9 protein-coding genes are annotated in these 12126 nt (G+C 34.7%); 2 read left to right on the top strand and 7 right to left on the bottom strand.

Features of this window, described 5'->3' with window-relative positions:
• Nucleotides 1-40 precede the first annotated feature (40 nt).
• The 7 genes from AC1RPQ_RS04805 to AC1RPQ_RS04775 form a co-directional block, all read right to left on the bottom strand.
• Nucleotides 41-790, bottom strand: coding sequence for a WxL domain-containing protein (locus tag AC1RPQ_RS04805; protein WP_481761467.1), 750 nt, complete (start codon nucleotides 788-790; stop codon nucleotides 41-43).
• Nucleotides 791-841: 51 nt separating this feature from the next.
• Complete coding sequence (locus tag AC1RPQ_RS04800) at nucleotides 842-1603, bottom strand: WxL domain-containing protein (RefSeq protein WP_481761468.1); 762 nt, start codon at nucleotides 1601-1603, stop codon at nucleotides 842-844.
• A 27-nt stretch (nucleotides 1604-1630) separates the two neighbouring features.
• Entirely contained in the window at nucleotides 1631-2344 is a 714-nt protein-coding gene (locus AC1RPQ_RS04795) for a WxL domain-containing protein (RefSeq protein WP_481761469.1), read from the bottom strand.
• 79 nt (nucleotides 2345-2423) lie between these two features.
• Nucleotides 2424-4997, bottom strand: a complete 2574-nt coding sequence (locus AC1RPQ_RS04790) for a hypothetical protein (protein WP_481761470.1) — start codon at nucleotides 4995-4997, stop codon at nucleotides 2424-2426.
• 490 nt (nucleotides 4998-5487) lie between these two features.
• Nucleotides 5488-7986: a hypothetical protein gene (locus tag AC1RPQ_RS04785; RefSeq protein ID WP_481761471.1), complete on the bottom strand. Its 2499-nt coding sequence runs from the start codon at nucleotides 7984-7986 to the stop codon at nucleotides 5488-5490.
• A gap of 279 nt (nucleotides 7987-8265) precedes the next feature.
• Entirely contained in the window at nucleotides 8266-9330 is a 1065-nt protein-coding gene (locus tag AC1RPQ_RS04780) for a WxLIP family cell surface protein (RefSeq protein WP_481761472.1), read from the bottom strand.
• Entirely contained in the window at nucleotides 9323-9958 is a 636-nt protein-coding gene (locus tag AC1RPQ_RS04775) for a WxL domain-containing protein (protein ID WP_481761474.1), read from the bottom strand. Before AC1RPQ_RS04775 ends, AC1RPQ_RS04780 begins: the two co-directional genes overlap by 8 nt.
• Nucleotides 9959-10168: 210 nt before the next feature.
• Here AC1RPQ_RS04775 and AC1RPQ_RS04770 point away from each other — a divergent pair, with 210 nt between their 5' ends.
• The gene (locus AC1RPQ_RS04770; RefSeq protein WP_481761475.1) at nucleotides 10169-11641 is read left to right on the top strand and encodes a helix-turn-helix domain-containing protein; all 1473 of its coding nucleotides are present in this window, start codon (nucleotides 10169-10171) and stop codon (nucleotides 11639-11641) included.
• The gene (locus AC1RPQ_RS04765) at nucleotides 11634-12053 is read left to right on the top strand and encodes a hypothetical protein (RefSeq protein WP_409022196.1); all 420 of its coding nucleotides are present in this window, start codon (nucleotides 11634-11636) and stop codon (nucleotides 12051-12053) included. Before AC1RPQ_RS04770 ends, AC1RPQ_RS04765 begins: the two co-directional genes overlap by 8 nt.
• Nucleotides 12054-12126: the final 73 nt, after the last annotated feature.

Raw genomic sequence — 12126 nt, 5'->3', positions numbered from 1 at the left:
TTGATTCCCTCTATTTTTTAATAACCTAGTTGATACAGGTTTACATCCCTGCGTCAGTAATTGTCCATGTTAAATCAGTGGTATATGGTTTAGCTTCTTTAGCTGAATTACCAGGTACGGCTAATGAAACAGCCTTCATTGCTGTATCCTTTGTAGCATCTGCATCATATACACCAAATGAATCTGTCCAAGTACCCATACCTTGACCCTTAGCTGCATTCAAGACTTCAACAGCGCTACCAGGTGTTGCTGTAATTGTAGCATCGGCTATAGCTGGGGTTGTTGCATTAGTTACACTATCCATATTTTTAGAATTTAATTTTTGTGATCCCATTTTTAATACTGCACCATCTAAATCTGCTGAGCCATCATTAAATTGTTTTTCTTGTTTAACTGAAAGTTTCCAACCAGCATTAGTACCACGTTTATCCGTTACTTGTAAGTAAGTAGCATATTTAGCACCACTAACTGCTTTGACAGGTGCAGCGTAGTAAGTTGTATCGTCCCCAGAAATTTTGTTTTCACCAAAATCAAAGTTAGAAACGTAATCAATTGATAATGGTCCATCAGTACCAGGACTAACAGGAGGAACAGTTGGTTCTAATGGATCAACGGGTTTATCTGGATCAACTGGGTTAACGGGTGGTGTTTTATCATCATTTTCTGTAAAACCAATCTTACCTAATGATGTGTAATTTTCTGTATGGTCTGCGGCATGTACAGCTGGTGCTGCAGTTAAACCTAATGTTGATAAAATAATTGCGCTTGTTACGATTTTAGTTGTTTTCATTTTAATTTCCCCTTTTAATTAATAACCTTTTTTTATTGATAGAATTAATTCTTATAAGTTAGCGTCTGTAAGTGTCCATGTTAAATCTGATGTGTATTTTTCTGCGACTTTTTTGCTATCACCAGGGATAGCTAATTTAACAGAAGCTTTAGCTTTATCAGCGTCTTTAGTTGCATTACCGAATGCTTCAACCCAAGTACCAGAACCTTCGCCATCTTTAGCTTGCATAACAACTTTATCACCTGATGCAGAAGAAATTGCAAGGTTATCTGTTAAAATTGATGGTGCTGGTTTTGTACCATTTTTATCAGCATTATTTGCTTCAGGGTTAGATAACGTAATTGTTGTGCCATCTAATACTGATTTTGTTGTTTCACTTGTAAATGCTTTTGATTGTTGAACTGAAAGTTTCCAGCCAGATACTGTACCACGGTTATCTGAAACTTGTAAGAAGTTTGCAAGGTCTTTTTTAGTTCCAGCTGTTGGGTTATCTGTTGTTGCTGCAACTAATTCCGAGTTATATGTTGTATCATTACCTGTTACTTTTTGTGTACCAAAGTTAAAGTTAGAAACGTAGTCAATTGCTAATGGGCCACCAGTACCTGGGTTCACTGGGTCTGTTGGATCGATAGTATGTCCTGGATCTGTTGGATCAGTAATACCAGGGTCTGTTGTTCCGTCATTTTTAGTCAATTCAACGTTACCATGTGATACATAATCTTTTGTTTCTGATGCGTTAGCTGTTGTAACAGCTGTTCCTGTAATACCTAATCCAAGTAATGCAGCGAATAATAATTTATTTGTTTTTTTCATAATATATATTTCCCCTAATCTCTTTTTTTATAGTTTAGCATCTGTCAAAGTCCATGTTAGTTCAGACTTATAAGCCCCTGCTACTTTTTTCGACTCAGCTGGAACAAACAATGAAATACTTTGTTGAGCAGCTGTATTATCTTTACCAAAACGATCCGTCCAGGTCCCCATACCATTGTCCAACTTAGCTGTCATCACAGTAACTGCCTTACCATCTGGCTTAATTGCTGCTTGACTATCCGTCGGTCTATGCAGGTTACTACCATTAACAACACCATTCATCAACGTGATAACCGTTCCATCTAATTTATTTTTACCATTCATAAATGGATTGGTCTGTGCAACGGTTAATTTCCACCCTGCATTTGACCCACGGTTATCCGTTATCTGAACATAGTTTGGATAATCTCCGACTTTACCGTTCTTATCAGCTAACTGGTCAAGTTGTGCATAATAAACACTATCTTTACCAGAAATTTTTTGTTGACTGAATTGTAAGTTCGAAACGTAATCAATCGATAACGGACCTGGCGTCCCCGGATTAACAGGTCTAACTGGTTTTACCGGATCCGTCGGATTAATTGGATTAACAGGTCGTGTTTCATCAGTACTTCCAACTAACTCAATAGTCGCATGCGATTGATAGCCCACTGTATCGCTTGCTGAAACTTGCGTTACGGCGAAACCAACAGGTACCATGCTTCCTAAAAGAATCCCCATAATTGTACTTCTTTTTAGCATCGTATTTTCTCCCCTCGTAAGATTTTGGTAGTTTTTAATATTAGCAATATGCTAACGATTAACATTAATTAAACAAGGTTTATGAATGTGGCGTATCCGCTAATGTCCATGTTATTTCCCCTGTATAGTCCCCTGCTTTAAGCAAAGGGTTATTTCCATTAAGTTGAACGATAATTCCTTTGTCGTTTGCCCAACTTACTTCTTGAGTTACCTCAGATTGCCCTGAACCAACTTCTGCACTGTTTGATTCTATATCTTGCGATTGACCAGATGCATCTATATATGTCAATACACCATTTAACTTAACGTTAGCATCGTTATGCTCCGTTAACGGTGTTGTAAGTTGAGCTGTTAAGGTCCAAGCTTGTTTACCCGCGTTAGAAACTTGTACGCTATTAACATGAGGATCAGGGTCACTACGTTGAACTTTAAAGTCTTCTCCGCTGTAAGGTAACGTAACACCTAAAAAAGAACCGTAATTAGTTGCCCCAGGTCCTTCTGTAATTTTCAATCCACCTGTAACTTCAATGTTAATGGTCTTTTTTAAACCATCCGAATTTTTGATAACTGCCTGATAAATACCATCAGTTGAAGTTTGTTTAAGTGTCGTTGAATCAACGCTTACTTTAGATTCAGCACCAGTTGCTAACAACCATCCTTTAGCTTCACTAGTCTTTAGAATTAATGCAGTCAACTCATCAGTTGTTAATTTTTGAATATCTGCCTGCTTTACGCCAAATCCTTTTGCATAAAGGGCAGAGACTTTATCAGTTGCAGTGTCATCATCAGTTACAGTAACTGGTACAGCTACTTTTGCGATTTCATTTGGTTTAACTGCAATATCTGTTAAAAGCATATCTTGGATGTAAAATCCTACTGTTTTATTATCAAGTGGTTTACCTGATGGATTTGTCCCATCAACAGTTAGTGTATGTGCATTAACTGTTGGTTGATTAATAATTGTCAAATCTTTAATCAAATCCGTCTCGCCTGTCTTAACCGTATCGCCAACTTTGATTGTTTGTGGGATAGCAATTGCGCCTAATTTGAATACGTTAACAGTTATAGTAACTGGTTTTTCTTGACGGTTATTACCTGGATCAACTGCCGTAACTAATAGTTCATTTTTACCTGGACCTAGTTTAGACATATTAACTGGTACAGAATACGGTGTAGGATTCTTCACATCCACTGTAATAGTATCGTAAGGATTCTTTTCTGACGTTCCATCTGGATACCCGATTTCAATATTTCCTTTTGTATCATCTGAATCAGTAACATCTCCTGTAATCTCAACACCTTTTTGATCAGCGTAACCGTTAATTATTGTATTTTTAACTGTCGCAACGGGAGGAGTACTAGGTGTTGTCTCTTTATAAGTAAGGTAAGACCCATTAACAAGTGTTGCACCTGGAGCTAAATCAACTTGATTAGCTTTCATAATGTACGCACTATCATCACCAATTGTTTTACTTGGATTACTAATATTTTCAATTCCAATATTAGTGTTTGCTGCTGAACCTTCCATACCTGTCCCGGCTACCCCCCCTTTAAAGTAGTTATTAAAATTAGCGGGGTTTAGAATCTTATCTTGAGAACCGCCCGTATAATTTGTCCAACCACCCAAAGTAGCATTAGACTCTGGATCTTTCAATCTCACATCCAAAACATGCTTCTGACTAGTACTATCCCCAATCATTTTAAAGCCATCATTAGGTCCAATACTCTGTAAAGGAACTTTATCAGAATCTACAAAAGTATCATTTGTTTCCAAGGCACCTATTTTTTGTGAATCTGAATTATTATTTGTAATACTAAAGTAACGGTAAATACCACCAGTCCTACCATATACTGATTCAAAAGTATAACTAACTTTGTACTTACTATCATACATAGTTGCTTTAAATCCCGTGTTCATACTATTTTTATAAAGATGATAATCAGTAATTGACCCATCTAAAAGTCCACCCTCGATACCAGAAATACCGTTGTCTAGGTAAGCTTCATTCACATTATAACCACGAGCTATTTTGTCGCCCATAATCAGCCCGTGTATAATCGATGGACGCGGATTTTTTCCGGTAGTATACGTATATGACCAAGATGGTAAATTAGGTGAACTATTATTGCTTGCTCTATCTGCGTCATTATTATTCGTCAGTTCACTAGGCTGAAAAGGTTCAATACTATTTCCAAAGTACATAACTGGTTCATTAGGCTTATCAGATCTCCCCGATTGTGAAACAAACGTCTTTGCTACATCAGCTGCGTAATCTTTTGTTTCCCATTTAACAGTAGGTAGAATTTCATCTTTTGGTCCAACATATCCAGCTGCTCGAGTGGTAGCTCGAGTACTTCGTTTAGTTTTTTCTGATGATTTAGCTTTTATTTTTAATTCACTTTTTTTAGTTGTTGATTTAGTTTCTACAGATTCACTTGATAGCGCCTTTTTTTCTGATTCACTTGATTCTTTAATCGTTAACTTACTTGATGTTTCATCTGATGATTCGCTTGACATACTGCTCTCATCGGTTTTAGCAAACACACTAGGTTCTCTATGGCTAGCTCCCCCAGCTAACAATCCTGCAAAAACAGCACTTGTCATAATTGTTGCCGAAACCCATTCTTTTTTTCTGTTTTTATACTCTCTCATTTTTTAGCCCTCCCCAATCCTTGCTTTTAACTTATTAATTATTTTATCAATTTAGTCTATTTGATTTCACTAACATATTGCCAATTCACTACTATCCCCTATTTATCTAGCTATTTCTATTAACTTTTATCAAATATACCTTTTAGCAAAGTTAAAAATTCAACATGTACATGCTTTGTCTTTGATTAACATGTACATATTATATCTTCAATGGTGTACGATGTTAAATCAAATTTTTTATTTTTTTAAAAATATTTGAAAATTAAACAAATAATAATTATTCATAAGTTTTATCTCATCATAAAACGAAAATTATTAAGCCACTAAAATACGAATAAAATTTAGTTATCATTAATTTTTATTAAAAAAATCCATATCAATACTTAGCAGTATTGATATGGATTTACTATTATTTGGGATTGTTATTTAGTTCATAATTAAACTGCTAAAAATATTCAAATCATTTAAGATTAAATTAGAAACTATAACATTAAGGTGTATTCTCTAGTGTCCATGTTATTTCCCCTGTATAGGCTCCAGCTTTAAGTGATGTATTACCTCCGTTAAGTTGAGCGACAATTCCTTTATCCTTATCCCAACGGACTTCTTGAGTTGCCTCAGACTGTCCTGAACCAACTTCTGCACTACTTGATTCTATATCTTGTACACCATTAGCTGAATTTACATACTCCAAAACACCAGTTAACTTATCATTAGCACTATCTGTCAAACCTTTTGTAAGTCGAGCAGTTAATGTCCAAGCTTGTTTACCTGCATTAGAAATATTCACACTGCTATTGGTACTAGAATCACTACGTTGGAGATCAAAATTTTCTCCACTGTAAGGTAATATCACGCCACTGGAAGAACCATAGTCAGTTGCAGTAGGTGCTGATGTAATTTTTAATCCACCTGAGACAGTAATCACAATTTCTTTTGTTTGACCATCAGAATTTTGGATAACTGCTTTATAAAAACCATCACCTGAAGTTGGTTTAAGTTCTGTTGACTTAACACTAACTTTAGATTCGGCACCCGTCGCTATCAGCCAGCCTCTAGCTTTACTATTATTCAAGATTAATGTATCTAAATCACCAGTTGATAAGTTTTGAATATCCGCTGTTTTTAATTCAAATCCCTTGGCATAAAGAGCAGAAGTTTTGTCAAATGCAGTATCACTATCAGTTACGGTAACGGGTACAGCTACTTTTGCGATTTCATTTGGTTTAACTGCAGTATCTGTTAAAAGCATATCTTGAATGTAAAATCCTGCTGTTTTATTATCAAGTGGCTTACCTGATGGATTTGTTGTATCCATTTTTAAGGTATGTGCATTAACTGTTGGTTGATTAATAATTGTTAAATTCTTAATTAAGTCCGTTTCGCCTGTCTTAACCGTATCGCCAACTTTGATTGTTTGTGGGATAGCAGTTGCACCTAATTTATAAAGATTGACTGTTACCGTAACAGGTTTTAACTGTTCTACTTCACTATCGTCAACAGCTGTCACTATTATCTTATTTGAACCTAATTTTAATTTAGAAGTGTCAATGTTTGCACTATAATCAGCACTAGTATCTACCTTACCTGTGTCGTACACATTCTCTGTTGTTCCTGACGTTGACCCATCTGGATAGGTAATTTGAATATAACCTTTACTGCCATCCTTATCTAAAACCGTTCCTAAAACTTTAGGCCTATTAGTTTGACTTGCATAAGCATTAATCGTTTGTTCTTTTACACTTGCAACAGGTGCAACAGCTTCCTTATAAGTTTGATAAGAACCCGTTACGAGTGTTCCTCCTGGTTCCAAAGTTTTCGGATTAGCTTTTATTATGAACCCACTATCGCCTTTAAATGGGTTATCTGGATTCTTAATATTTGAAACGGCAATAATTTTATTATGTGGTGATTTTTCCATTCCAGTTCCAAGTGCACCACCATTGAAATAATTATTTAAATAACCAGTATTCATAACATTTGGTTCATCTCCGCCTGTGTAATTCGTCCATCCACCTAATTTGGTATTATTTCTTGGATCATTTAATTTGAAATTTAAACTATGTGCTGACCCAACCATTTTGAATCCTTCATCCGGGCCTAAGCTTTCAATGGTAACAGCATCCTCATCAACGAATGTATCGACGCCCTCAATAGCTCCAACTGCACGAGCCGTTGTGTCATTGTTAGTAATACTAAAATAGCTATAAACACCGCCACTAGCATCATAAACTTCCTCAAATGTATAACTTAATTTATACTTTGTATCATACATAATTGCCTTAAATCCAGTACCTGTTTTATTTTTAAAAAGTTGATATCCAGTGATATCCTTACCTTTAACTGCAGATTCAATTGTATAAGGAATTGATGAAAAGGATGATACCAACCCGTATCCACGATTACCTGGGACACTATTATTAATAATAATTCCATAAGATTTCCTTGGAACAGGATTTATTCCAGTATCAAACATGTAGGCCCAACCAGACTTATTAAGACCACTGACGGGATCATTATTTAATAACTCATTCATTTGAAAAGGAAAATAATTATTTCCAAAATATAATACAGGTTCGCCAGGTTTATTCTGTGAACCCGACTGTGAAACAAATGCCGTTGCTGACTCCGCTGAATAATCTTTTGTTGTATCCCAGTAATCATCAGGAAATACATCATTTGCTGGTCCAACATACCCAGCTGCTCTAGTACTTAGTTTAGCTTTTGCTGACGGTTTAGCTTTTGTTTTTGATTCACTTTTTTTTATTGTGATTGATTTAGTTTTTAGAGAATCACTTGATATCGCCTTTTTTCCTGATTCACTTGTGGCGTTATCTGATGACTCACTTGACATACTGCTCTCATCAGTTTGAGCAAATACACTAGGTTCCCTGTGACTGGCCCCCCCAGCAAATAATCCTGCAAAAACAGCACTTGTTATAAGTGTTGCTGAAATCCATTCTTTTGTTCTACTGTTATGTTTCCTCATCTTTTATCCCTCTCTAATGCTTAATTATCTTATTTATTTGGTCTTACTATCATATCGTTAAGTCATTGTCATCCCCTATTTTTCTAACAATTCCCATTAACTTTTAGTAAAGTGAAGATACAATATGTACATACTACATCTACAATTATTATGTACATATTGTATCTTCAATGGTGCACAATGTTAAATCACATTTTTTACCTTTTTAAAAATATTTGAAAATAAAAAAGTTATTAATTAAAAGATAATATCCCTTAATTAATAACTTTTTCATTTAAATTATTTAATTTTTTGTTGATACTTTCTTTTTAATCTTCGATTAATCCATAATATAACAAAAACATTAACGATTATCAGTACGAACAAGAGTAATATCCAATAGATCCAGTAATTTGTTTGATCGATTGTAACATCCTTCTCATTCAATATTCTTGCTTTTGATCCACTTACCGTAAATTTCTGTTTAAAATGCCATGCCTGATTTTTAGAAGTCATCTCTGCACTAAGTTCGTAGGTACCACTTTTGAGTAATTCACCAGCAGCTAATGGAATTGGAAAGGTAACCGCACTGGTTGGGGCAATTTGCATGTCCTTATTACTTGCTCGATATAATACTTTTGAACTACCTAACCGTCTGACTTGTGTATTTATTTGAACTTTATTTAAAAACATAGCGCTCTGATTTTCAAATCTCGCAGCAATCACATTACGTGCATTAATTTGTGTGATATCAACCGTTTTTAATTTTACTTGTGCGCTAGTTACAGGTTGTTCTCCATGGAATATTACCGCAGTCGTATATAAATAACGATTATCAATAACCGCTCGTTCTGACTTTGTTTGAGACTGAGCATCATTGTCTTCAATCACCGATATACCTCCCGCAACGACACCTGCAAAAGTCGTATTGGGTAACGCAACATCCAAAGTAACTATTTTTTCACTTTTTGCAGGAACAGTTATACGATTCTGACGAGCTCTAACTGCTTTTACCACTGAGAACGGCTGTTGTGCCAATACTTTACTTTGTGATTCCGCGTACTCCACAACCCCATTATAGTTTGTTGTTGCATCCTTAATGAGGACTTCAAACGTTAGTGATTTATCAATAAGATTAGCTACCTTAATTTTCAGCTGTGTTTTAGTTCCTGGTGCTGCTTTTAAATCAAAATAAGTTTTTTTCTTATCTAATTGATAGTCAGATATCATAGGTTGAACAGAAAAGTCAACTTGGCTGGCATTAACCTGCTTAATGTCCACTCCGAATAAAAATAAAATACTGAATAAAAATAAATAGCCGAATCTTTTAATAAATTTTGTGGTTATCATTTCATTATTATTCATTTGATGGCACATCATTTAATGACCATGTAATTTCACTACGATAGACATCTGTCATCTTAGTTGCCTCACGGGGAATATTCAAAGCGATACTATTTCCTTTAGTTGCCTCATTCCCAAAACGGTAAACCCAAGTGCCGTATCCTTCATCACCTTTTGCGGCAACGACTACTTTATTAGCTCCTACAGACAAATCAAAATTTTTCTTATAAAATCCAGGTTTTTTATCCGCAGAAATGGAAACAAGTTCACCATTACTAAAACTAAGATAGGCACCCGTTAACGATTTATGCGTCTCTTCAGATTCAAATTGGCGACTCTGTTTAGCTTCAAGCACCCAACCATTTTCAGTTCCGCTAAAATTTGAAACTTGAACGTAATTGGGTGTGCTTGCCCCTGTTGCCATATCTTGCGCTTTGGCATAACTTTTTTTATCATTCGAATCAATTTTAGTTGTATTGAAACTAAGGGAAGAAGCAAAATCGACTGTTGTTGCTCCAGATTGAAAATCCATAGACAAATCGGATTGCGCACTACCACGATTAGTTTTCGCCGCTTGAATCGTTGCCTCAGATGCAGTCATATAGAGACCTAATAGTGTTACAAAGGCGCTTAATACTATTTTATTCATAAAGATTTCCCTCTCCCTGTCTAAAAAAATTACTCTTCTGTTATTTCTATAATTTGAATACATATATTAATGACATGTTATTTTATATCACCACTTTTGTCAATTTTTTTAAAAATATGATAATTATTGATTCTAGATTTATATGCAAACCGTTGGCAATTCCCCTATAATGGATAGTACATACTCTTTAATGAGGAGGAATCGCGATAAATGGACTTTATATTTAACAAAGATGATATTCGTAAGTTAGAATTATTTTCTTATCTTGAGAATACTTATGACCAATCTGCTTCGCAAACAGACATCCAAAAACATTTTAAATGGTCAAAATATTATACAGCAACAACTATCAAGTCTTTAGAAGAAGATCTTGTCACTGAAGGATTAGACGATTACTATTTATTAAAAGTTAGCAATAACAAAGTAAGTCTACAAAAAAATGGCTTAGATTCCATCGATCACCTATTACTTCTATACGCTAAGCAGTCACCTCAATTTTTGATGCTGAATGCGCTATTTACTAACCCTAATTTTAGTATAGAATCCTTCACCGAATCGTTATTTTTAAGTGAAGCAACTGGTTATCGGACCAAGAAATTTTTAGATGATATGTTACAAAAATTAGGCTTTAAAATCACTAAAAACTTCCAATTAGTAGGTCCTGAAGAAAATATTCGCTTATTTTTTTATAACCTTTATTTAGCTGTCTATAAGAACTACAACTTCCCATTTAATGAAGAAGTTGATCGTAATTCTAGTTTATTTTCTAACCAATTAATTTCTAGCTTAAATCTTGATCTCACACAAATACAATTATTGAAACTAAAGTATTTTTCAGCTGTTCTCATACAAAGTTTAGCTTCTAATCGAAATGATACTAATCGTTTTGCTGATGTTAATTTTGCTAATTCAGACTCAATCATGTCCAATATTCAAGACTGTCTTCAAGAAAATCCAGGTATTAATGGACTTACGGATGAACAGTTATCAATTGAAACAGTATTTGTTCTAAATTTCCTTTATATGGAAGACATTGTTGACGTTACATTTAATAACTCATCTTTCTTTTCACAAATTGAATCACTCAATAATTTTGTTATTAAAGACTTACAAAAGTTCTTTGATATCACATTAAGTGAACAAAGTTATATGACATTATTTGACGAATTATCTCGTATTCATTTTTCTAGTTACCATAGTGCCCAAATTGATTTTAGTTGGCAAGTTGCCGTAGATAATACTATTTTAAAAGAAAATTATAGTTGGTTTTATATCTTCGTTGACCAATTGATAACTAACTTAACAACGAATGTACCGGATATTTTCAAAGAAAAAAACATTAACATGGCCCGTTTAAAATCAGAATATCTTTTCTTATTCATTCGTTATATTGATTTACCAACCGTTTCAAAACCGGTGCATATAACAATTGATTTTTCAAAAGGGAGTAACTACAATGATTTAATTCACAAAAATCTTGATTCAATGCCCTTCTTTAATTTGGAAGTTAACTACAAATTAACAGATCAAACCGATATTTACCTTTCTGACTTCTTGATGGCAGATGTCCCCAGTCGCTACCTAATCTGGAATAGTCCACCATTAGCTTCTGATTGGGAGATATTTGCTAATATGGTTGTGGCTATTCGAACAGATAGTCAGGAGGATATCACTAATGCATAAAAAGTTTAGAACATCCCGCCTAACTAGAATTTCCTTAGCCTCAATCGTAGCTAACTTGTTCATTTTATCCATGTATGTACCCAAACAAATTAAAGCAACACCGCGAAGCGATAGTGAAGATTCTCGTGTAGCTCCTGTGAATCCAATGGATCCCAGAAAAAATGCAGAACCTGTGTCCCCTAAGGTTTCGGCACCTAAAAAACAAAAACCTCGTAAGGTTAAGAAAAAAGTAACAGATAAATCACCAATCGCTTTTGTTTCAACGCAACATTCTGTAACACCTATTAAACCACCTGTAGCCCTTTCAGTATCTTATTCTGGCTACTTGGTTCGTCATTTATCAGGGAACCTACTCTATGGTTCAAAAACAAGGTCATCAGATGCGATTATTTTAAAAGAAACTAAAGAATAAATTTAGTTTATTTTATTTGACCTTTTTTGACCAAGGGTTTAAACTAGCATTACATTAGTTCAAATGCTAATAT

Source organism: Dellaglioa sp. CoH-57-MRSF-21, assembly GCF_056781915.1.
This window is presented reverse-complemented; position numbering and strand designations above follow the sequence as displayed.

Bases quoted from the DNA above. Each gene is read 5' to 3' on its own strand.
- AC1RPQ_RS04775 (WP_481761474.1), bottom strand. From the start codon at position 9,958: ATGAATAAAATAGTATTAAGCGCCTTTGTAACACTATTAGGTCTCTAT.
- AC1RPQ_RS04805 (WP_481761467.1), bottom strand. From the start codon at position 790: ATGAAAACAACTAAAATCGTAACAAGCGCAATTATTTTATCAACATTA.
- AC1RPQ_RS04770 (WP_481761475.1), top strand. From the start codon at position 10,169: ATGGACTTTATATTTAACAAAGATGATATTCGTAAGTTAGAATTATTT.
- AC1RPQ_RS04795 (WP_481761469.1), bottom strand. From the start codon at position 2,344: ATGCTAAAAAGAAGTACAATTATGGGGATTCTTTTAGGAAGCATGGTA.
- AC1RPQ_RS04800 (WP_481761468.1), bottom strand. From the start codon at position 1,603: ATGAAAAAAACAAATAAATTATTATTCGCTGCATTACTTGGATTAGGT.
- AC1RPQ_RS04790 (WP_481761470.1), bottom strand. From the start codon at position 4,997: ATGAGAGAGTATAAAAACAGAAAAAAAGAATGGGTTTCGGCAACAATT.
- AC1RPQ_RS04785 (WP_481761471.1), bottom strand. From the start codon at position 7,986: ATGAGGAAACATAACAGTAGAACAAAAGAATGGATTTCAGCAACACTT.
- AC1RPQ_RS04765 (WP_409022196.1), top strand. From the start codon at position 11,634: ATGCATAAAAAGTTTAGAACATCCCGCCTAACTAGAATTTCCTTAGCC.
- AC1RPQ_RS04780 (WP_481761472.1), bottom strand. From the start codon at position 9,330: ATGAATAATAATGAAATGATAACCACAAAATTTATTAAAAGATTCGGC.